25 protein-coding genes and 1 tRNA gene are annotated in these 20,437 nt (G+C 37.3%); 16 read left to right on the plus strand and 10 right to left on the minus strand.

Annotated elements, in window-relative coordinates:
* Window positions 1–112 precede the first annotated feature (112 nt).
* From EIY84_RS04745 to mce, 9 genes are all read right to left on the minus strand, one after another.
* Entirely contained in the window at window positions 113–1,006 is an 894-nt protein-coding gene (locus EIY84_RS04745; RefSeq protein ID WP_241154732.1) for a DEAD/DEAH box helicase, read from the minus strand.
* Complete coding sequence (locus EIY84_RS11940; protein WP_317124605.1) at window positions 1,006–1,125, minus strand: type IIL restriction-modification enzyme MmeI; 120 nt, start codon at window positions 1,123–1,125, stop codon at window positions 1,006–1,008. The genes EIY84_RS04745 and EIY84_RS11940 overlap by 1 nt, the downstream gene beginning before the upstream one ends.
* Window positions 1,083–1,601 carry a type IIL restriction-modification enzyme MmeI gene (locus tag EIY84_RS04750; protein WP_124640764.1) on the minus strand — a complete coding sequence of 173 codons (519 nt, stop codon included), beginning with the start codon at window positions 1,599–1,601 and terminating at the stop codon, window positions 1,083–1,085. The genes EIY84_RS11940 and EIY84_RS04750 overlap by 43 nt, the downstream gene beginning before the upstream one ends.
* Window positions 1,602–1,726: 125 nt before the next feature.
* Complete coding sequence (locus EIY84_RS04755; RefSeq protein ID WP_124640765.1) at window positions 1,727–1,906, minus strand: hypothetical protein; 180 nt, start codon at window positions 1,904–1,906, stop codon at window positions 1,727–1,729.
* On the minus strand, window positions 1,893–2,189 hold the full coding sequence (locus EIY84_RS04760) for a GIY-YIG nuclease family protein (protein WP_124640766.1): 297 nt from the start codon (window positions 2,187–2,189) through the stop codon (window positions 1,893–1,895). Before EIY84_RS04760 ends, EIY84_RS04755 begins: the two co-directional genes overlap by 14 nt.
* Window positions 2,190–2,299: 110 nt before the next feature.
* Window positions 2,300–2,596, minus strand: coding sequence for a GIY-YIG nuclease family protein (locus EIY84_RS04765; RefSeq protein ID WP_124640767.1), 297 nt, complete (start codon window positions 2,594–2,596; stop codon window positions 2,300–2,302).
* A gap of 110 nt (window positions 2,597–2,706) precedes the next feature.
* Window positions 2,707–3,003, minus strand: coding sequence for a GIY-YIG nuclease family protein (locus EIY84_RS04770; RefSeq protein WP_124640767.1), 297 nt, complete (start codon window positions 3,001–3,003; stop codon window positions 2,707–2,709).
* Window positions 3,004–3,039: 36 nt separating this feature from the next.
* Window positions 3,040–3,113 (minus strand) — tRNA-Ile (locus EIY84_RS04775).
* A gap of 67 nt (window positions 3,114–3,180) precedes the next feature.
* Window positions 3,181–3,579 carry a methylmalonyl-CoA epimerase gene (gene mce, locus EIY84_RS04780; RefSeq protein WP_124640768.1) on the minus strand — a complete coding sequence of 133 codons (399 nt, stop codon included), beginning with the start codon at window positions 3,577–3,579 and terminating at the stop codon, window positions 3,181–3,183.
* Between the two features lie 84 nt (window positions 3,580–3,663).
* Here mce and rbfA point away from each other — a divergent pair, with 84 nt between their 5' ends.
* The 7 genes from rbfA (at window position 3,664) to EIY84_RS04815 (ending at window position 11,464) form a co-directional block, all read left to right on the plus strand.
* Complete coding sequence (rbfA, locus tag EIY84_RS04785; protein ID WP_124640769.1) at window positions 3,664–4,026, plus strand: 30S ribosome-binding factor RbfA; 363 nt, start codon at window positions 3,664–3,666, stop codon at window positions 4,024–4,026.
* A gap of 21 nt (window positions 4,027–4,047) precedes the next feature.
* Window positions 4,048–5,253, plus strand: coding sequence for an ABC transporter permease (locus EIY84_RS04790; protein ID WP_124640770.1), 1,206 nt, complete (start codon window positions 4,048–4,050; stop codon window positions 5,251–5,253).
* Between the two features lie 58 nt (window positions 5,254–5,311).
* Window positions 5,312–7,084 carry an endonuclease gene (locus EIY84_RS04795; RefSeq protein WP_124640771.1) on the plus strand — a complete coding sequence of 591 codons (1,773 nt, stop codon included), beginning with the start codon at window positions 5,312–5,314 and terminating at the stop codon, window positions 7,082–7,084.
* 55 nt (window positions 7,085–7,139) lie between these two features.
* The gene (locus EIY84_RS04800) at window positions 7,140–7,871 is read left to right on the plus strand and encodes a shikimate dehydrogenase family protein (protein WP_124640772.1); all 732 of its coding nucleotides are present in this window, start codon (window positions 7,140–7,142) and stop codon (window positions 7,869–7,871) included.
* Window positions 7,872–7,953: 82 nt separating this feature from the next.
* Complete coding sequence (locus EIY84_RS04805) at window positions 7,954–9,747, plus strand: DUF349 domain-containing protein (protein WP_124640773.1); 1,794 nt, start codon at window positions 7,954–7,956, stop codon at window positions 9,745–9,747.
* 66 nt (window positions 9,748–9,813) lie between these two features.
* The gene (gene ribD, locus EIY84_RS04810) at window positions 9,814–10,842 is read left to right on the plus strand and encodes a bifunctional diaminohydroxyphosphoribosylaminopyrimidine deaminase/5-amino-6-(5-phosphoribosylamino)uracil reductase RibD (protein WP_124640774.1); all 1,029 of its coding nucleotides are present in this window, start codon (window positions 9,814–9,816) and stop codon (window positions 10,840–10,842) included.
* Between the two features lie 16 nt (window positions 10,843–10,858).
* A complete protein-coding gene (locus EIY84_RS04815; RefSeq protein ID WP_124640775.1) occupies window positions 10,859–11,464 on the plus strand; it encodes an IMPACT family protein in 606 nt (201 codons plus the stop codon).
* Here the strand turns inward: EIY84_RS04815 and EIY84_RS04820 are convergent.
* Entirely contained in the window at window positions 11,461–12,150 is a 690-nt protein-coding gene (locus EIY84_RS04820) for a zinc metallopeptidase (RefSeq protein ID WP_124640776.1), read from the minus strand. The two genes, EIY84_RS04815 and EIY84_RS04820, sit on opposite strands and share 4 nt — an antisense overlap.
* A gap of 111 nt (window positions 12,151–12,261) precedes the next feature.
* Between EIY84_RS04820 and EIY84_RS04825 the strand changes: the two genes are divergently transcribed.
* From EIY84_RS04825 to EIY84_RS04870, 9 genes are all read left to right on the plus strand, one after another.
* Window positions 12,262–13,410: a GNAT family N-acetyltransferase gene (locus EIY84_RS04825; RefSeq protein ID WP_124640777.1), complete on the plus strand. Its 1,149-nt coding sequence runs from the start codon at window positions 12,262–12,264 to the stop codon at window positions 13,408–13,410.
* A gap of 368 nt (window positions 13,411–13,778) precedes the next feature.
* Window positions 13,779–14,150, plus strand: a complete 372-nt coding sequence (locus EIY84_RS04835; protein ID WP_124640779.1) for an NADH-quinone oxidoreductase subunit A — start codon at window positions 13,779–13,781, stop codon at window positions 14,148–14,150.
* Window positions 14,151–14,184: 34 nt separating this feature from the next.
* The gene (locus tag EIY84_RS04840; protein WP_124640780.1) at window positions 14,185–14,742 is read left to right on the plus strand and encodes an NADH-quinone oxidoreductase subunit B; all 558 of its coding nucleotides are present in this window, start codon (window positions 14,185–14,187) and stop codon (window positions 14,740–14,742) included.
* A 43-nt stretch (window positions 14,743–14,785) separates the two neighbouring features.
* Window positions 14,786–15,280: an NADH-quinone oxidoreductase subunit C gene (locus tag EIY84_RS04845; RefSeq protein WP_124640781.1), complete on the plus strand. Its 495-nt coding sequence runs from the start codon at window positions 14,786–14,788 to the stop codon at window positions 15,278–15,280.
* Between the two features lie 38 nt (window positions 15,281–15,318).
* Window positions 15,319–16,542: an NADH-quinone oxidoreductase subunit D gene (locus EIY84_RS04850; protein WP_124640782.1), complete on the plus strand. Its 1,224-nt coding sequence runs from the start codon at window positions 15,319–15,321 to the stop codon at window positions 16,540–16,542.
* Window positions 16,543–16,635: 93 nt separating this feature from the next.
* Window positions 16,636–17,145 (plus strand): NADH-quinone oxidoreductase subunit NuoE family protein, encoded by a 510-nt coding sequence (locus EIY84_RS04855; protein ID WP_124640783.1) that lies wholly within the window; start codon window positions 16,636–16,638, stop codon window positions 17,143–17,145.
* An 11-nt stretch (window positions 17,146–17,156) separates the two neighbouring features.
* Window positions 17,157–18,512: an NADH-quinone oxidoreductase subunit NuoF gene (gene nuoF, locus EIY84_RS04860; RefSeq protein ID WP_124640784.1), complete on the plus strand. Its 1,356-nt coding sequence runs from the start codon at window positions 17,157–17,159 to the stop codon at window positions 18,510–18,512.
* A 1-nt stretch (window position 18,513) separates the two neighbouring features.
* A complete protein-coding gene (locus EIY84_RS04865) occupies window positions 18,514–19,353 on the plus strand; it encodes a hypothetical protein (RefSeq protein ID WP_241154733.1) in 840 nt (279 codons plus the stop codon).
* 27 nt (window positions 19,354–19,380) lie between these two features.
* Window positions 19,381–20,421, plus strand: coding sequence for a 2Fe-2S iron-sulfur cluster-binding protein (locus EIY84_RS04870; RefSeq protein ID WP_124640785.1), 1,041 nt, complete (start codon window positions 19,381–19,383; stop codon window positions 20,419–20,421).
* Window positions 20,422–20,437 lie beyond the last annotated feature (16 nt).

Raw genomic sequence — 20,437 nt, forward strand, 5'->3', positions numbered from 1 at the left:
TGAACGCTTGGATAGATAGCTTTAAAGCGCTATTAATACGATATGAAACTAAAGAAAAACATTGGAGGGATTTTCATCTGCTCGCATTCTGTTGTATTTTGATTAGGAAACATTAAACAAGTTCATTATCTCCTTCTTCATCAGGATCTTCCATGGGTTTGAATTTAAAATTCGGAGCCAAAACTTGTTCCATCAACAACGAAGCAGTAATGGCTTTTAACATATTATTCACCGCTAATTTCACATCATCATCCACCGCATCGGGTTGGGCAATAAGATTGGTAAATTGTGCATGGTTTTTATTATTGCTGTCTCTGGTTGCTCGACCAATAATCTGAATGATTTCTGTTAAAGATCCTCGATAGCCTATCGTTAAAGCATGTTGGCAAAACGGCCAGTCGAAACCTTCTTTTGCCATTCCTAAGGCGATAATCATATCGATATCTTCTTCTGTTTTTACTCCTCGCAAATAAGCTACAATTTTATCTCTTGCTTTTGGGTTATCATTCACCAAATCGGCAATTTTCAAGATTCTTCCCGAACGCTTACTTTTTACATACATCACGCCGGTTTCATTATCCTGATATTCTAAGTCGCCTATACAATCAACAATGTGGTTCACCTCCTCTAATTTTTCTTTTGAGGATTCGGCTGAATTTACACTCGGGATATGGATAATGGTTTTCAGATTTTCATCTAAAATTTCTTCAAGTGCGGACATTTCTTTTTCTCCATCTTTTTTATAATATCTTCCTTTATAAAAATGATAACCTATTCCTAAGGATTTTAAATATTCATAACCATTGAGTTGGTCGTAGTAATTATAAGTAACATGGGTAAACTTCGCTTCATCTTCCGGAGTTAAAACAGGAACACTATCTCCACGGAAATAAGATCCCGTCATGGCAATAATATGTGCATTAGATTTAGCCATTATATTGCGAATTACATTTCCCAAGATGTTATCGCCATCGGCAGAAACATGGTGGAACTCATCAATAGCCACTAAACAATTGTTTTAACCTCAAAAATTCCGGTATCCTCCGCAAAAAAACAAAACAACAAACGCGATAGAAAGATATTTAATTGGTGACTTCCCTTCGCAATCCAATCGGGATTGTCCACCGCCAAATATCATACAACTCACCCAGTTTATAGGCAGCATCTCTGTCGGCTTTATTGTTATTACTCACCCGGTAAATTTCCGCCCCGGAAAGTGGCAGGAAAAAATCTACCTGCTCTAAAGCTCCAAGATCTTGAAGGTTAAATTCCCTATTAACATTTTTCTTGGTATCTACGGCTACGGCTTTTTCAAAATCGGTAACAAAAAGAAAACGCGGCTTTTGTCGGGCTATTTTAGGATCTTTAATCAGTTCATCAATCGAGTGAAGCAGGTTTTCGGCCTTTTCTGTTTTAAAGAAAATTTTCCCTTTGTAGAAGAGTTCACCTTCCTTTTTCGAGAGGTTGTAATCTCCTTTTTTCAGACGGGTAATCGTGGTTTTTGATAAACCAAAAGAAAGAAGAAAATCATAGATGAATTCTTCCTTGGAAAAGCTAGTGGATATATTTTGTAAGTTTTTCTGTATCTCAGATTTTTTCATGAGTCTTATAAAAATCTTTAGCCAGTATTTGAAAGTCTAAAGTTAAGCAAATTAGGGAATTTACTAGTATCAACAATCGTATTTCACAGTTGTTTTTAAAGATTTTTTTATTGAATCTTGATTATTTAAAAAGATAGATCCAACAACCAATTTAATCCTTTGGTATTTCCTAACAAAAAAGCACCTACATTGCTGTAAGTGCTTAATTCAAAAAGTGTGGTCCTCCCGAAAGTATTCGGGATAAATTTGGCTCGAACCAGGGACCACCAGTCCCGATAGCTATCGGGAGAGTCAGGTGCAAGCATATTTTTGTTTTAGTTTCTCTGAGATTTCAGGGAATTTTTTAAGATTTTCAATATAAGTTCGACTTTTCATTTTTTTGATATGTTGCTCAATGGAAATAGCTTGAACATTACAATCACATTTAATAAAGAAATAAACCACCCAATCATTAGTAATTTTGGTATAGGATTGATTATAGAACCCTAGACGGTGTTTTTTCAAACGATTGTCCAAAGAATCTTGGGTAAATCCGATATAAAATTTATCCAAACATTTAGAATACAATATATAACAAATTGAGTCCATACAAAAAAAGCCTTAACCAAAAATGTTAAGGCTTTGTGGTCCTCCCGAAAGTATTCGGGATAAATTTGGCTCGAACCAGGGACCACCAGTCCCGATAGCTATCGGGAGAGTCAGGTGCAAGCATATTTTTGTTTTAGTTTCTCTGAGATTTCAGGGTATTTTTTTAGATTTTCAATATAAGTTCGACTTTTCATTTTTTTGATATGTTTTTCAATGGAAATAGCTTGAACATTACAATCACATTTAATAAAAAAATAAACCACCCAATCATTAGTAATTTTGGTATAGGCTTGATTATAGAATCCTAGACGGTGTTTTTTCAAACGATTGTCCAAAGAATCTTGGGTAAATCCGATATAAAATTTATCCAAACATCTAGAATACAATATATAACAAATTGAGTCCATACAAAAAAAGCCTTAACCAAAAATGTTAAGGCTTTGTGGTCCTCCCGAAAGTATTCGGGATAAATTTGGCTCGAACCAGGGACCACCAGTCCCGATAGCTATCGGGAGAGTCAGGTGCAAGCATATTTTTGTTTTAGTTTCTCTGAGATTTCAGGGTATTTTTTTAGATTTTCAATATAAGTTCGACTTTTCATTTTTTTGATATGTTTTTCAATGGAAATAGCTTGAACATTACAATCACATTTAATAAAAAAATAAACCACCCAATCATTAGTAATTTTGGTATAGGCTTGATTATAGAATCCTAGACGGTGTTTTTTCAAACGATTGTCCAAAGAATCTTGGGTAAATCCGATATAAAATTTATCCAAACATCTAGAATACAATATATAACAAATTGAGTCCATACAAAAAAAGCCTTAACCAAAAATGTTAAGGCTTTGTGGTCCCACCTGGGCTCGAACCAGGGACCACCTGATTATGAGTCAGGTGCTCTAACCAACTGAGCTATAGGACCTCGAAAACAAGTTGTTTCCGTTGATTGGTGTGCAAAAATAATAAAAAAATATCTTCTGCAAAATTTTTTATGCTTTTTCTTGACACAACTCTACCAAGACTCCATTGGTGGACTTGGGGTGGAGGAATACAACCAGCTTATTGTCAGCGCCTTCCTTGGGTTCTTCGGAGATGAAGATGAAACCGGATTTTTTTAATCTTTCAATTTCTGAGTAAATGTTTTCTACTCCAAAAGCAATGTGATGGATGCCTTCACCTTTTTTGTCAATGAATTTTGAGATGGGACTTTCTGGATTGGTGGCTTCTAAAAGTTCGATTTTGGATTCGCCCACTTCAAAAAAAGAGGTGGTTACGCCTTCGCGCTCTACGCTTTCTTTTTTGTAACAGTCCTTGCCTAAGAGTTTTGCGAAAAGTTCGTCGGACATTCCTAATGATTTTACGGCAATGCCGAGGTGTTCTATTTTCATGAAATAAGTTTTAAAGATAAATTAATGGAAGTTTGGAAATTGAATTCTAAAATAAAATTCAAACAAAAATACTAAATTTGCAACATGAATGAAAGTAACAGACAAAGAAAAGTAGCCCAAATCATACAAGAAGACTTTGCCGAATTGTTCAGAAAACAATCTGCTGAAAGTCCTCAGAATATCCTTATTACCGTATCAGATGTAAAGGTTACAGCGGATTTGAGTATTGCTAAAATCTATTTGAGCATTTTTCCACAGGAATTTTGCAAGAATATTATGTCGGAAATTGAAACGAATAAATCGCAGTATCGCAATTACATGGGACAAAAAATGGGCAAGCAAGTTCGAATTATTCCGAATCTAAATTTTTATTTAGATACCACTTTGGACGATGTAGAAAGAATTGAAAAAGAATTGAAAGGAGAGGGCGATAATCCCGTTTTGTAAATTCTCTTAGAACGAATTTTCTTGAAGAACACGGCTTTTTATATTGCACAAAGGTACCTTATTGCCAAAAAAGGAAGTTCTGCAGTCACCATAATTACTTGGTTGGCTGTTTTGGCGATGACTTTTGCCGTTACGGCCATGTTCATCATTATTTCGGTTTTCTCGGGATTGGAAGATCTCAATCGAGACATCATCAAAAATCTGCATGCCGATCTTACCATAAAAAGTTCGTCTGGGAAAACGCTGAAAAATCTCGATACGATTGTTAAAACCCTGAAAGAAACAACTGAGATCAAAACTTTTTCTAAAGTTATTGAAGAGAAAGTCTATGTAGAGTTCAGTTCTAAAGGAGATATTGCCTATCTTAGAGCAACCGATTCTGCCTATACCCAAGTCAACCCGATCAATAAAAATCTATTAATTGGCAATTATCCTGGATACACCTACAGCAACGAAGTGGTGATGGAGTACCAATTGGCCAATCGTTTGGCGATACCGGTAGGTTCGGATCAGGATTATGCCATGATGTTTATGCCAAAAGCAGGGACGGGGATCATCTCCAAAGAGGAGGATATTTTTAACAAAAAAGAAATTTTTATTACCGGAATTTTTCCCGGAAACGATCAGCTGAACAACTACATTATTGCTCCAATAGAGCTGGCTCAGCAGTTGTTGAACTTGCCCAAAAATTCAGCCTACCAAATTGTAATCAAGCTTAAAAATCCAGATCAGACGGATGAGGTAAAAGCTAAATTGCTTTCCAAATTGGGATCTTCTGTAAAAATTACTACCAAGCAAGAAGAGAATGCGGCTTTTTGGAAAATGATCAATACCGAAAAGATATTTATCTATCTTATTTTTGCATTGGTTATTTTTATCACAACATTCAATTTGGCCGGAGCCATCACCATTTTACAATTGGACAAGAAGGAGCAAGCAAGAGCTTTGTTGTCTTTTGGTATGTCGCTTAGAGAGCTTCGTTTGACCTATTTTTATACGGGAATACTCATTATTGTTACCGGAGTATCTGCGGGACTTTTGTTGGGGACCGCCATTTGTTTGGTTCAGATTCAGACTGAAATCTTTCAAGCTGGCGAGAATTTCCCATATCCTGTTCGTATTCTGGCAAAAAATTATTTAATCGTAACAGCTACTGCTTCTTTCTTTAGCGTCATCATCGCTTGGTTGTTTTCAAAAATCAATAAAAAGAATATTACGGAGAAATAATATAGAACTCGATATTAATTTCGTAAATTTGTTGCCCATTTTTTAAAACATAGAAAGTATGAAATCGTATTTCGTATGGGTGGCTTCTTTATTACTGTCCACCAATTTACTAGCGCAAGCTCCAGCAGGTTATTATAGCGGGACTACCGGGCTTACAGGTCAGGCACTAAAAACCAAACTAAGTCAGATCATCACCAACGGTCATGTCGATCATGGATATGGAGGATTGTGGACGGCCTATCAAACTACAGACAGAGATTATTACTACGAAAACGATGGAACGGTTTTGGATATGTATTCTGAAAATCCTACAGGATCGGATCCGTATTCGTACACGATATCGACCAACCAATGCGGGTCGTATTCTGCAGAGGGACATTGTTATAATCGTGAGCATGTTGTACCTCAAAGTTTGTTTAGTGAAGCTTCACCAATGAAAAACGATATTCATTTCATCAGAGCTACCGATGGTAAAGTGAATGGGATGAGAAGCAATTATCCTTTTGGGAAAGTAGGTACAGCAACATTCACTTCTCAAAACGGATCCAAATTGGGGAATTCTGTTTCTGCAGGATATTTCGGAACGGTGTTTGAGCCGATTGATGAGTTTAAAGGCGATATCGCCAGGATGATATTTTATTTCGTAACCCGTTATGAAAATAACCTTTCTAATTTTTCTTCAGGGGACATGTTGGGAGGTTCTTCGTATCCAGGGTTACAATCTTGGGAGCTCAACCAGTTGTTGTTGTGGCATGCTCAAGATCCGGTTTCTGCAGCTGAAATTGGCAGAAACAACGCTTCTTATGCCTATCAAGGAAATAGGAATCCCTACATCGATAATCCACAATGGGTGGGCGTAGTTTGGGGTACTCTAGATGCGGTACCTCCAACAGCAGCTGCCAATCTTGCGACTTCTGGAGCTACCAGCAATTCAATCAATTTGTCATGGACAGCAGCTACGGATAATGTTGCTGTGGCGGGTTATGATGTCTATGTTAATGGAGTTTATCACTCCACCGTTTCCGGAACTTCATGTGTGATTAGCGGATTGTCGCCATCTACAACTTATTCGTTTTATTTAATTGCAAAAGATCTTTCAGGAAACGCATCACCACAAAGTAATACCGCAAGCGGAACGACATTGGCAGGATCTGGAGGCGGAACTCCTGGTACTTCTTGTGGGACTGAAGACTTTGCGTCCATTCCTACAGGATCTGGGTATGCAACAAGAACTTGGACCAACAATTCAATCACTTGGACGGCAACCGATGCTAGGGTAGATGAGACCATTAATGGAAAAGCAATAACTGTAAGAAATGGAAATTTATTGTCATCTACAATTTCTGGAGGTGTCGGATCCATCACCATGACCACCCAATTGAAGTATTCGGGTTCAGATGCTAACCTGAATGTTGAGGTGAATGGGGTACAAGTAGGTACCATACCGTACTCTGCAACAGTGGGTACATTTACCATTAACAACATTAATGTAACGGGAAGTTTTACCATAAAAGTGATACAACCAACCACGGGAAATCGTGTTGCAATAGACGATCTTAGTTGGACTTGTTATACTTTGGGTACCAACGAAGTTGCCAAAGATGAGCAGTTTGTAGTGTATCCAAACCCAGTGAAAAACAATCAGCTTTTTGTGAAAGGGAAAAATATTGAAAAAATAGAATTTGCAGAAATTTATTCCACAGAAGGTCGTTTGGTAGAGAAAATTAAACATCCTTTTAAAAACGGAAACCAATTGAACTTGCCAAAACTCTCCAAAGGAAAATATTTCTTGAAAACCAAAAACGAAACCAAATCGTTTATTATCGAATAATAAATGTCATACCATCCAGGCCGAAGTTTTCTTCGGTCTTTTTTATATTTGTAAGATGGAAGCTATTAAAAAACTAGGACTGATCGGGAAAAACATCTCCTATTCTTTTTCTAAAAAATATTTTGAAGAGAAATTTAAAAAATCCTTCATTCAAGAGTATTCGTATTCGCTTTTTGACCTTGAAAGTTCTGATGAGGTTGAATCTTTGTTGAGTTCCAACGAAATGTTGGGTTTCAATGTGACCATTCCGTACAAAGAAAAAGTAATTCCGTTTTTGGATGAACTTAGTCCTGAAGCCCAAGAAATAGGAGCGGTCAATACCATTTTGCTAAAAGATGGAAAGAGAAAGGGCTACAATACCGATGTTGTAGGTTTTGAAAAAAGCCTGAAGTTGATGCTGAAAGATGAACAGCAATCGGCAATTGTTTTGGGAGACGGAGGAGCTTCTAAAGCGGTGCAATTTGTGCTGAAAAAACTAAATATTCCTTTCATAATTGTTTCCAGAAAAACAGGATTGACCTTTGACGAGTTGAATTTTGAAACGGTAAGGAAACATCATATAATTGTACAGTGCACACCGGTAGGGACTTTCCCAAATGTTGACGACTGTCTGGATTTTCCATTTTTAGGACTTACAAAAGATCATGTTCTGATCGACTTAATTTACAATCCAACAGAAACTCGTTTTCTAAAAATGGGACAAGCAGCGGGAGCCAAAACCATGAATGGACTTTTTATGTTGGAGCAGCAAGCCGAAGCGGCATGGAGAATTTGGACCGAAAATTAAAAAATACAAGTCGGTCTTGATTTCAAGTTTTTTTTATAAATTTACTGATTGATACACCATAGAACTAATAAAAAGATTTGTTATGATTACAGAAAGCAACTTTTCTGAGAACGAAGAGAATAAACCACAGCAAGAACATCCAAATAACGACCAAGCCATATCTGAAAACACACCCGAAACTTCGGATGTCGCACATGATGAGGTAGAGCATACAACGGATGCACGATCCGTAGGCGAGTTGGTGGACGAAATGGAAAAATTAATCAATCAACCCAATGCTGGTGCCGAATCCAAAGCGTTCAATCATCTCAAAAATTTGGTTAAAAATAAAGTGGCTGATGAAAAGGAAGTGAAAAAACACGAATTCGAAGCTGAACACGAAACCGACGAATCTTTTTCTTGGGAGCATCCTTTGGCCAATAAAATCTCTGGTATCCTGCATATTTTTCATGAAAAACACCAAGAACACCTGAAGCATCAGGAAGAATTGCATCAAAAACACAGAGAAGAAAGACACGAAATCATCGAAAGATTAAAAAGACTGAATGCCAATAGCGAACCGGGTGTTAATTTGTTTAAAGAAATAAGAGAAATAAAAAAAATGTGGACGGAAGCCGGACAGGTTTCAAAATCCGATTTTAATACCTTAAACAACGATTATTTTCATCATTTGAATCAGTTTTATCAAATGTTGGACATGCACAAAGAATTCTTGGAGCAAGAATATTCTCATAATTTAGAGAAAAGATTGCACATCATCGAAAGAGCCAAAGAATTGGAAAGCGAAAGTTCTGTGCAAAAAGCGCTAAATGAATTGCAATACCTGCACAGATTATGGAAGGAAGAGGCAGAACCTGTCGCTGAAGAGTTTAGAGAGAAAACCTGGGAGGAATTCAAAACGGTTTCCAATAAAATTCACGAAAGAAAAGCTGAGCTAACGGCTCAGATAGAAGCCGAACAGTTGGCGCACCTTGAAAAGAAAAATGATATCATTTCCCAAATGAATGCGGTATTGTCCAATCAAGAAAAAGGACATCAATATTGGCAAAATGCCATCAAAAAAATAGAAGAGCTTAGATCCGAGTTTCTAAAAACCGGGAATGTGCCAAGAAGATTATCAAACGAAAACTGGAATGCCTTTAAAGTTGCGCTGAAAGACTTTAACTCAGCTAAAAATAATTTTTATAAATCCCTAAAAAGCAATCAACTAAAAAATCTTGAAGACAAGTTGGCACTGATCAAAATTGCAAAGGACAATATGCTTACCGAAGATTGGGAAATGGCACTTCCGTTGTACAAAAAACTTCAAGACGATTGGAAGAAAATTGGACATGTACCAAGGAATATGACCGACAAAACATGGGCGGATTTCAGAGAAGCGTGCAATGGATTCTTTAACAACTACCGAGAAAAGAAAAAAGCAACTGGCGATAATTGGAAAGAAAATTTCAAATTGAAAACTCAGCTTTTGGCCGATTTGAAAGCCGTTTCTGACGGTGAAGGAAGTGTTGAAAAAATTGAAGCAATCAAAACCGAATGGAATGCCATTGGAAAGGTGCCAAGAGAAAAAATGAACATCAATTCTGAGTTTAACAAAGTCTTGAGAGAAAAATTGAAACTGAACAAGATCAACGAATTCGAACTGAAAGAAGAAGGATTGTCCGGAGCTCAACTGACAGACAAAGCCAGAAAAATGAAAAATCAAATTGCTGAGCTGGAATCTGAAATTACCACTTTGGAAAATAACCTGGGTTTTTTCTCCAATCCAAGTCGAGAAAATCCTTTGTTAACCGATACTTACAACAAAATTGACGAGAAAAAAGAATTGTTGGAAAGCATGAAGGTAAGCCTTCATCAAATGATTGCTGGAGAATAATCTTTTTGAAATTTTAATAACAAACAGCGAAGCAAAGCACCATTTGACTTCGCTTTTTTATACAACATGAACGACGAAATTTTCATGCAGCGCTGCATCGATTTGGCTCAAAAAGCTTTTGGAAAAACCTATCCCAATCCCATGGTGGGCTCTGTCGTTGTGCATCAAGGGCGGGTTATTGGCGAGGGATATCACAAAAAAGCGGGTGAAGCTCATGCCGAAGTGAATGCCATAAATTCCGTGAAAAATCCAGAACTTCTCAAAGAATCAACCCTTTATGTTTCTTTGGAACCTTGCTCTCACTTCGGGAAAACACCACCTTGCTCTCTGAGGATTGTTGAAGAAGGCTTTAAAAAAGTTGTTGTGGGGACTTTGGATTCTCATGAAAAGGTCAATGGAAAAGGAATTGATTTGATTAAAAAAGCGGGGATTGAAGTGGGTTTCTCAAGTTTGAATCTCGAATGCAGATCGCTCAACAAACGATTTTTCACCTATCATCAAAAAAAGAGGCCTTTTGTAATCCTAAAATGGGCTGAATCTAAAGATGGTTTTATCGATAAAGATTTTAAACCAACAGCGATTGGTAACGATGTTACCCAACAGTTTGTTCATAAAATGAGAAGTGAAGAGCATGCGATTTTGGTCGGTACACAAACGGCACTCAACGACAATCCGAGTTTGACAACAAGGGCTATTGACGGTAGAAATCCAACGCGTATTTTGGTGGATTTTGATTTGAAAGTTCCCCCTGATTTTAAAATATTTAATGAAGAGGCGGATACCATCATCATCAACGGTATCAAAAATGAAGTTTGTGGTAATTTGAAATTTGTGAAAATTGACCGTGAAAACTTTTTACAGAATTTAATGAAGGCTTTGTATGAAAACCAAATACAATCGGTATTGGTGGAAGGGGGAAGAACGATCCTTAACGAGTTTATTACACATGAGATTTGGGACGAATGTTTTGTTATTAAAAATTCAGATTTGATTTTAAAAAATGGAACACAAGCGCCAAGTTTTGAATCTAACGCCGATTCTATAGAAAATTTCCGAAACTGCACCGTTGAATATTTTAAAAACAATGACTTTTAGCTAAACGATATTTGCAATGATCCATGCATATAATACCATATCTGTACCCGTCGAAGATGTCCTTCTGAAAGAAAAAGGAAGTAAATTTGTTGGGTTTGCCTATCCTGTAAACAACGAAGCCGATGTCAAAGATTGTTTGGCGAAATTGTACGAAATTCATCCCAAAGCAACCCATCACTGTTATGCTTTTCGTTTGGGCTTGCAAGGTGAAAATTATCGTGCAAATGACGATGGCGAACCTTCAGGAAGTGCAGGGTTACCGATCTATAACCAACTTTTAGCACACGACATAACCCATGTTTTGTTGGTGGTCATCCGATATTACGGCGGTACCAAGTTGGGCGTTTCGGGTTTGGTGAAAACCTACAAGGAATCGGCAAAGTTAACTTTAGAAGCTTGTGAAATTGTCACAAAAGAATTGGAAACGGTACTTGAAGTGAGTTTTAATTTCAATCAGCAAAACCTTCTTTTTACTATGCTCAATAAATTTGATGCAAAAATTTTGGATTTTGACACCCAAGATTTGTGTACCATAAAAGCAAGTCTCAAAGTGGTTCATAAAGAAAACATCTCGGAAAAACTCTCCGAGATGCAACATGTTCAATTTGATTTTTTAGATTAATCTCTTCGCCCACCCATCAGCATGGATGCGAAATAGATAAGTTGTGCCAAGGATCCCAAAGCAGCAACAACATAAGTTCTGGCGGCCCATTTCAAGGCGTCTTTGGCGCCATCGTGTTCTTCGCGACTTACCGTTCCCGATTTTTCCAACCAAGCCAAAGCTCTATTGCTGGCATCGTATTCTACTGGCAGTGTGACAAATGCGAATAGAGTGGTTATGGCAAACAATACTACACCGATCGCTAACACGGTTTTGTTTCCGCTCATGGCCATTACGGCAATACCACCCATCAATATCCATTGCATAAGATTGGATGCAATGTTTACGGCAGGGACCATTTTGGATCTGAATTCCAACATGGAATATCCTACTTTATGTTGTACAGCGTGGCCACATTCGTGAGCAGCAACTGCAGCAGCAGCGGCATTTCTTTGCATATAAACACCTTCGGAAAGGTTTACCGTTTTGTTTGCAGGATTGTAATGGTCAGTCAATTGACCCGGTACAGAGATTACTTGCACATCGGTAATTCCGTTGTCTCTCAGCATTTTTTCTGCGATTTCCTTTCCTGACATTCCATTTCTTAAATGCAGTTTTGAGTAATGTTCAAATTTGGATTTCAAACGATATTGTATCCACATACTCAAAAGGAAAACGATTCCAATAATTAAATAATAACTACCCATTTTGATTTTTTTTAACTTTTAATTTTTTCTTAGAATTGTTATGTAAAAAACATGCCAAATATGGTAAAATAATTGCAGAAAACCTATATTTGTGTATCAATCGAAATTTTTATGTCAAAAGTCACCATGCGCGAAGTATCCAACAGTCAGGATTTGATGGACTTCATTAGATTTCCTATGGAATTGTATAAAGACAATCCTTATTTTGTGCCGCCTTTAATTCAAGATGAAAAAAACATCTGGGACTCTAAAGAAAATCCAGCATTGCTTTATTCTGAATGTAAAAAATATTTGGCCTTGAAAGAGGGGAAAGTACTCGGTCGAATTGCTGTGATGATCAATCATAAAGAAGCCAAAGAATTGGGCATAGAAAAAGTTCGATTTGGATGGTTGGATTTTGTAGATGATCCTGAAGTATCCGAAGTATTGATTGCTAAAGCTGTAGATTATGCTAAGGAACACAAAGTATCTAAAATAGAAGGTCCTATGGGATTTACCAATTTGGATAAAGCAGGAATGCTCGTGATGGGTTACGATCAATTGGCAACCATGATCGGGATTTATAACCACGATTACTATCCAAAGCATATGGAACAATTGGGGCTGAAAAAAGAAAAAGAATGGGTAGAATTTGAAATTATTTTCCCTGATGTTCTTCCGGAAAAAGTCACAAAATTCAGTCAGTTGATTGCGGAGAAATATAAACTAAAAGTGGTAAAATTCAACAATAAAAAAGAAATTCTACCTTTGGTAGAGCCCATGTTCAAGTTGTTGGACGAAACCTATAAAAACCTTTCGACCTATACCCCGATTACGGACGAGCAGATCAAGACTTATAAAGAAAAATACTTTGGTTTTATAGATAAAGACTATATTGTGTGCATTAACGATGAACACGATAGGCTAATTTCTTTCGCCATTACCATGCCTTCCTATTCTAAAGCCCTACAGAAAGCCAAAGGGAAACTTTTCCCTCTCGGTTGGTATCATTTTCTACAAGCCGGCAAAAAAAACGATAGAGCCAATTTTTATTTGATTGGGATACATCCTGATTATCAACGACGAGGGGTGACCTCAATAATTTTTAAAGAGATCTATGATATTTTTAAGAAAAAAGGAGTGCGGTTTTTAGAAACCAATCCAGAATTGGAAGAAAATAAAAACATCCAGTTGCTTTGGCAAGATTACAATCCTGTAAATCATAAAAGAAGAAGAACTTACGCTTTGAATTTGAACGACCCACACAAAATTGACTTATGAAACGACATCTTTACTTCTACGGATTGTTAATATTCGCATTTATTTTTTACAATTTATTCTTTAAAATTGATGATGTTAGACTTCATAATATTATAAACATTGTTTGGGGTTCGGTGATATTCCTTTACATTGCTTATATGGCAATGGTTTTACTCAAGAAAACAAAAAATAAAAGTTAATTGAAGGTAGAATGGTGGAATGTTTTATAAAAATGAATTATTTTAATTCAATAAACAATTAAACGGGTGATTATTTTTAATCGTTCTAAATTACATCTTTTGTAAATTGAAGCGGATATTAGGCATGATAAAACTTATAACTTAATGTTAAATTCCTTAAATTTGCAAATTGAGAAAATAATGTAGATAATGAATTTACCAGAAAATTATATTCCGATTTTAATTTCCGCAGCGGTGTCGTTGGGGTTTGTTTTGGTTTCGCTTTTAGGAGCTCATTTTTTAGGTCCTAGACAGAAAAAAGGCGATAGCATAAAAAATCAAAACTTTGAGTGTGGTATAGAAATTAAAGGAAATGCCAGAGCTCCGTATTCCATTCGATATTTCTTGACGGCCGTATTGTTCGTGCTTTTTGATATAGAAATTGTGTTTTTCTATCCTTATGCGGTGAATTTTAAAGAATTCGGTTTCGAAGGATTTTTAGCCATTCTAACTTTCGTAGCAGTTTTCTTTACAGGATTTATTTATGTTTTGAAAAGAGGTGCGCTGGATTGGAATAAATAATCGAGCCCAAAGTTGAATTTAATTAATTAGTACAATGTCTGATAATAAACCAATCATAAATACAAATGCTCCTGCTCCTGCGGGATACGAAGGAGAAGGTTTTTTTGCAACCAAACTTTCGGATCTCATCGGTTTAGCAAGATCGTATTCCCTTTGGCCATTGCCATTTGCAACATCGTGTTGCGGTATCGAGTTCATGGCAACCATGGCACCCAATTACGATTTAGGACGATTTGGAGGGGAAAGGATGAGTTTCTCGCCCAGACAAGCCGATGTCTTGATCGTTTGTGGAACCATTTCCAAAAAATTAGGACCAATCCTAAAAGATATTTATTTGCAAATGGCTGAACCGAAATGGGTAATCGCTGTAGGTGCTTGTGCTTCCAGTGGTGGTATTTTCGATTCTTATTCCGTATTGCAAGGTATTGATAAGATAATCCCTGTGGATGTGTATGTTCCTGGATGCGCACCTAGACCAGAGCAAATTTTGGACGGATTTATGCAAATTCAAAAACTAGCACAAAGTGAAAGTTTGAGAAGAAGAGATTCTGAAGAATACAAAAAACTTTTAGAAAGTTATAATATTAAATAAATTCTAATTCATTTTCCGAATCGGAAAATAAAAAGTAGAAAATATGACAAACGAATTTGTTTTAGAAGCCATCTCCAGAGAGTTTCCAGAAAGCGTAATTACGCATTCTGAACCTTACGGAATGCTGACCATAGAGATAAAAAAAGAAGATATTAAGAAAGTCATTCATCACCTGAAAGATTCTTCACTGAATTTTCATTTTTTAACCGATGTGACAGGTATTCATTATCCAGACAACAAAGAGAGAGAGTTGGGGGTGATCTATCATCTTCACAACATGATAGAGAATTTCAGATTGAGACTGAAGGTATTCATGCCCAAACCCAATGCGGAGGTCGAGTCCATTACCGATTTGTACTCCGGAGCCAACTGGATGGAAAGAGAAACTTTTGATTTCTTCGGAATTAAATTTAGAAACCACCCGGATTTAAGAATTATTTTAAACGATCCAGAGCTGGGAGTTCATCCAATGTTAAAGGAATTTCCTCTTGAGGATCAAACCAGAACCGATAAGGACGATAAAATGTTCGGTAGATAAAAAGCTAAAGCCTTGCTTAACGCTTAAAGTCAAATATTATGAAAGACAATACATTATCCAATATACTCGGGCAATACGAAGCCAAAGAACAAATTGACGGACAGTTGTATACCCTGAATTTGGGACCAACGCACCCTGCAACACACGGGATTTTCCAAAACATCCTTACCATGGATGGAGAAAGAATTTTACATTCCGAACAAACCGTAGGGTACATCCACCGTGCATTTGAAAAGATCTCCGAAAGAAGAAATTTTGCACAAATCACCACGCTCACCGATCGCCTTAATTATTGTTCGGCACCGATTAATAACATCGGTTGGCACATGACGGTAGAAAAATTAATCGGATGCCAAGTGCCAAAAAGAGTCGATTATATGCGTATCATTATGATGGAGTTGGCCAGGATTGCCGATCACTTGGTATGCAATTCCGTAATTGGTGTAGATACCGGAGCCCTAACCGGATTTACTTATGTATTCCAAGATAGAGAAAGAATTTACGATCTTTACGAACAAGTTAGTGGAGGTCGTTTGACAACCAATATGGGAAGAATAGGTGGTTTTGAAAGAGATTTTTCACCAAAATTCCACGAATTGATAAAAGCATTTATCAAAGAATTCCCAAAAAGATTCCAAGAATTCTGTACCCTTTTGGAGAGAAACAGAATTTTTATGGACAGAACGATCAATGCAGGATCTATATCTGCCGAAAGAGCTTTAAGTTATGGCTTTACAGGACCTAACCTTCGTGCAACAGGAGTGGATTATGATGTTCGTGTAGCACAACCGTATTCGTCCTATGAAGATTTTGATTTTACCATTCCAATTGGTACACAAGGGGATACTTACGATAGGTTTATGGTAAGACAACAAGAAATTTGGGAAAGTTTTAAACTGATCAAAAATGCATACGAAAACTTACCAGAAGGTGATTTCCATGCTGATCTTCCGGATTTTTACTTGCCTGAAAAAGCAGATGTTTATACCAAAATGGAAGCCCTGATCTACCATTTTAAAATCGTAATGGCCGAAACCGATATCCCAAGAGGAGAGGTTTACCATGCCGTTGAAGGAGGAAATGGTGAGTTAGGTTTTTATATGGTCAGCGATGGTGGCCGATCTCCGTATCGTTTGCACTTCAGAAGACCTTGCTTTATCTATTACCAAGCATATCCAGAAATGATTACCGGTTCTGTAATTTCAGATGCCGTAGTCACGCTTAGTTCACTGAATGTGATTGCTGGTGAGCTGGATGCATAATATGTAGATGATTTTTTAATAAATTTTAATAACAGTTTCGGATTTCGTTTTTTTTATAAAATCACAATCTGAACTCTTGAATTCAATATCAAAATGAGCGAAAATATAGTTTTCAAACCAGAAACAATGGAGCAAGTCAATAAGATCATTGCCCGTTATCCAGATGGTAAACAAAAATCTGCTCTTATTCCTATTTTGCATGTTGCGCAAAAAGAATTTGGCGGATGGCTTTCTGTACCGGTAATGGATTATGTAGCAACTGTACTTTCCATAAAACCGATTGAGGTGTATGAAGTGGCTTCTTTCTATACCATGTTCAACATGAAACCGGTAGGGAAATATGTATTGGAAGTATGTAGAACAGGACCTTGCATGGTTTGTGGAAGTGAAAAAATCCTCGATCATATCCGTACAAAACTGAATATTAAAGACGGAGAAACTACAGAAGATGGTTTGTTCACCCTGAAACCAGCAGAATGTCTTGGCGCTTGTGGATACGCACCAATGTTGCAATTGGGCAAGTTTTATCATGAAAATTTAACCATAGAAAAAGTAGATGAGATCATTGAACTTTGCCGTCAAGGAGCCATCGCTTTGGATTAATATACAAAAAAATGAGTAAAAAACTTTTACTTAAAGACGCACATATAGAAGGCATTCGCCACTTCGATGTTTATAGAAAACAAGGAGGGTATGATGCTGTTGAAAAGGCTTTGAAAATGACTCCAGACCAAGTGTTGGAAGAGGTGAAAGCTTCAGGACTTCGTGGTCGTGGAGGTGCTGGTTTCCCAACAGGTATGAAGTGGAGCTTCTTGGCTAAACCAGAAGGCATCCCAAGACACTTGGTTGTAAATGCCGATGAATCCGAACCTGGAACTTTCAAAGACCGCTATCTGATGGAGTTCATCCCTCATTTATTGATTGAAGGAATGATTATTTCATCTTTTACCTTGGGCTCTAACCTTTCATATATCTACATCCGTGGAGAGTATTCTTGGATTCCGGATATATTAGAAGAAGCCATTGAAGAAGCAAAAAAAGCGGGCTTCCTAGGTAAAAACATCTTAGGTTCTGGTTTCGATTTAGAAATTTATGTTCAAAGAGGTGCCGGAGCTTACATTTGTGGTGAAGAAACGGCTTTACTAGAATCTTTGGAAGGGAAAAGAGGAAATCCAAGAATCAAACCACCTTTCCCTGCTGTAAAAGGACTTTGGGGAAGACCAACCGTGGTTAACAATGTTGAATCTATTGCAGCCGTAGTACCCATCATTAACATGACCGGTGCTGAATATGCTAAAATTGGCGTAGGCCGATCAACAGGGACAAAATTAATTTCAGCTTGTGGTAATATTAACAAACCCGGCGTTTATGAAATTGATATGACCATTACAGTTGAAGAATTTATTTATTCTGATGAATATTGTGGAGGCATCCCGAACGGAAAACGATTAAAAGCGTGTATCCCTGGTGGATCTTCCGTACCCATTGTACCCGCAAATTTATTGTTGAAAACCATCAGTGGTGAACCGAGATACATGAACTATGAATCTCTTTCTGACGGAGGTTTTGCAACAGGAACCATGATGGGTTCTGGAGGGTTTATCGTCTTGGACGAAGACCAATCCGTTGTCGAACATACCTTGACTTTGGCTAGATTTTATGCCCATGAAAGTTGTGGTCAATGTACACCATGTCGTGAAGGTACCGGTTGGATGTACAGAATTTTGAAAAAAATCTATTCCGGAAAAGGAACCATGGCCGATATCGATTTGCTGTGGGATGTACAAAGAAAAATTGAAGGAAATACCATTTGCCCTCTTGGTGATGCTGCTGCATGGCCTGTAGCTGCAGCCATTAGACATTTCCGTGACGAATTTGAATGGTATGTGAAAAACCCAGAACTTAGTCAGACTCAAAATTACGGTTTGGCTCATTATGCAGATCCAATTGTGGTACCTGCAAACCAATAATATGAAGAAATTAGTTTTAGCTGCCTTTAGCTTTTTGGCCTTTACCAATGCTTTTGCGCAGATAGATCATATAGAAGACGATCAATCATTAACAAAAAAAGGAAAAGTCTTTTTATTTTGGGGATGGAATAGAGCGGTTTATTCCGATTCTAACATCCATTTTAAAGGCAACGGATACAATTTTACTTTGAAAAATGTATCGGCTCATGACAGACCAACCGAATTAAGTTTTAATGATTATTTAAAACCGGATAGGCTAACCATTCCGCAAACCAATGCCAGAATAGGTTATTTTATCCAAGACAAAGTAGCTGTAGTTTTAGGTCTTGATCATATGAAATATGTGATGGATCAAAAACAAAATGTAGGATTCAAAGGAAATATTTCCGACCCTACCTATGCAGCAATGGTTCAGCCGGGACAAGTCGTAAATCTTAGCGATGAAAAATTCCTGACTTTCGAACATACCGACGGGTTGAACTATGTTAATATTGGTGCCGAGAGATTTGAAAATCTGTATCATACCAAAGGTTTTGATTTGGAACTTTCTTTCGGAGCGGGGTTAGGGGCTTTAATTCCTAAGACCAATGCCAAATTATTTGGAAATGAAAGAAGCGATCGTTTTCATTTGGCCGGCTTTGGAGCAGATGTAAGAACAGGTTTTAATGCCATTTTTGCAAAACATATTATGTTAAGATTAGAAGGCAAGTTGGGATATATCAATATGCCGGATATCAAAACAACACTCAACAATAGACCGGATAAGGCATCGCAAGATTTCTTTTTTGCACAAGCCAATCTGGGGATAGGATATATATTTGGATTCTCTAAAAAGAGATAATTTGATAAAGCTTATAAAAATATAAAAATGAGCGACGAAATTAAAAAAGTAAAAATAACCATTGATGGTAAAACGACAGAAGTTTTGCCGGGAACTACCATTTTGGAAGCCGCCAGACAAATAGGTGGCGAGGTAACTCCAGCAGCAATGTGTTATTATAAACCACTTGAACAAAGTGGAGGCCGATGCAGAACTTGTTTGGTTGAAGTTTCTAAAGGTTCTGAAGCCGATCCTAGACCAATGCCAAAATTGGTTGCAAGTTGTAGAACCGCTGTAATGGACGGCATGGAAGTGAAAAACAACTCTTCTGAAAAAGCAGTAGAAGCTCACAAAGCAGTTACTGAATTTTTACTGATCAACCATCCATTGGATTGCCCGGTTTGTGACCAAGCTGGTGAATGTCATTTACAAGACCTAAGCTACGAACACGGATTACAAGAAACCAGAACCGAGTTTGAAAAAAGAACTTTTGATGCCGATGACATCGGACCGAACATCAAACTGAATATGAACCGTTGTATTCTTTGTGCAAGATGTGTACTTCTTGCCGGTCAGTTGACCGAAGAAAGAGAGCATGGAATCTTAAACAGAGGTTGGGAAGCAGAAATCTCTACCAACCTAAACAAAGCTTTGCACCACGACTTTATCGGAAATGTTATTGATGTCTGTCCAGTAGGGGCATTAACAGATAGGACATCCAGATTCAAACAAAGAGTTTGGTTCACCAAACCAATGAACGCAACTTGCGAATGTACTAAGTGTGCTGGTAAAGCTGTTCTATGGATGAAAGGTGAAGAAATTGTGAGAGTAACTGCAAGAAAAGATCAATGGGGTGAGGTACAAGATTGGATCTGTAACGAATGTCGTTTTGAGAAAAAAGATACCAACCAATGGACAATCGAAGGACCAAGACATATTGACAGACACTCGGTAATCTCCCTAAACCATTATCAAAAAGCGGAAGGCTATCCAAGACATCTTGATAATGCAAGTGCAAAAGAACTAAGTGTAAAAGACGATGAAATCATACAAAATTTGTTAGATAACGATAAATTATTGGATCAATAATTTAGAAAATCAAAAC

The sequence above is a fragment of the Amniculibacterium aquaticum genome (assembly GCF_003852705.1).
GTDB lineage: Bacteria > Bacteroidota > Bacteroidia > Flavobacteriales > Weeksellaceae > Amniculibacterium > Amniculibacterium aquaticum.

Bases quoted from the DNA above. Each gene is read 5' to 3' on its own strand.
- EIY84_RS04870 (WP_124640785.1), top strand. From the start codon at position 19,381: ATGAGCGACGAAATTAAAAAAGTAAAAATAACCATTGATGGTAAAACG.
- EIY84_RS04855 (WP_124640783.1), top strand. From the start codon at position 16,636: ATGAGCGAAAATATAGTTTTCAAACCAGAAACAATGGAGCAAGTCAAT.
- EIY84_RS04840 (WP_124640780.1), top strand. From the start codon at position 14,185: ATGTCTGATAATAAACCAATCATAAATACAAATGCTCCTGCTCCTGCG.
- EIY84_RS04800 (WP_124640772.1), top strand. From the start codon at position 7,140: ATGGAAGCTATTAAAAAACTAGGACTGATCGGGAAAAACATCTCCTAT.
- EIY84_RS04755 (WP_124640765.1), bottom strand. From the start codon at position 1,906: ATGCTTGCACCTGACTCTCCCGATAGCTATCGGGACTGGTGGTCCCTG.
- EIY84_RS04845 (WP_124640781.1), top strand. From the start codon at position 14,786: ATGACAAACGAATTTGTTTTAGAAGCCATCTCCAGAGAGTTTCCAGAA.
- EIY84_RS04865 (WP_241154733.1), top strand. From the start codon at position 18,514: ATGAAGAAATTAGTTTTAGCTGCCTTTAGCTTTTTGGCCTTTACCAAT.
- EIY84_RS04750 (WP_124640764.1), bottom strand. From the start codon at position 1,601: ATGAAAAAATCTGAGATACAGAAAAACTTACAAAATATATCCACTAGC.
- EIY84_RS04825 (WP_124640777.1), top strand. From the start codon at position 12,262: ATGTCAAAAGTCACCATGCGCGAAGTATCCAACAGTCAGGATTTGATG.
- nuoF (WP_124640784.1), top strand. From the start codon at position 17,157: ATGAGTAAAAAACTTTTACTTAAAGACGCACATATAGAAGGCATTCGC.
- EIY84_RS04835 (WP_124640779.1), top strand. From the start codon at position 13,779: ATGAATTTACCAGAAAATTATATTCCGATTTTAATTTCCGCAGCGGTG.
- EIY84_RS04795 (WP_124640771.1), top strand. From the start codon at position 5,312: ATGAAATCGTATTTCGTATGGGTGGCTTCTTTATTACTGTCCACCAAT.
- mce (WP_124640768.1), bottom strand. From the start codon at position 3,579: ATGAAAATAGAACACCTCGGCATTGCCGTAAAATCATTAGGAATGTCC.
- EIY84_RS04850 (WP_124640782.1), top strand. From the start codon at position 15,319: ATGAAAGACAATACATTATCCAATATACTCGGGCAATACGAAGCCAAA.
- EIY84_RS04765 (WP_124640767.1), bottom strand. From the start codon at position 2,596: ATGGACTCAATTTGTTATATATTGTATTCTAGATGTTTGGATAAATTT.
- EIY84_RS04805 (WP_124640773.1), top strand. From the start codon at position 7,954: ATGATTACAGAAAGCAACTTTTCTGAGAACGAAGAGAATAAACCACAG.
- EIY84_RS04770 (WP_124640767.1), bottom strand. From the start codon at position 3,003: ATGGACTCAATTTGTTATATATTGTATTCTAGATGTTTGGATAAATTT.
- EIY84_RS04760 (WP_124640766.1), bottom strand. From the start codon at position 2,189: ATGGACTCAATTTGTTATATATTGTATTCTAAATGTTTGGATAAATTT.
- EIY84_RS04815 (WP_124640775.1), top strand. From the start codon at position 10,859: ATGATCCATGCATATAATACCATATCTGTACCCGTCGAAGATGTCCTT.
- ribD (WP_124640774.1), top strand. From the start codon at position 9,814: ATGAACGACGAAATTTTCATGCAGCGCTGCATCGATTTGGCTCAAAAA.
- EIY84_RS04820 (WP_124640776.1), bottom strand. From the start codon at position 12,150: ATGGGTAGTTATTATTTAATTATTGGAATCGTTTTCCTTTTGAGTATG.
- rbfA (WP_124640769.1), top strand. From the start codon at position 3,664: ATGAATGAAAGTAACAGACAAAGAAAAGTAGCCCAAATCATACAAGAA.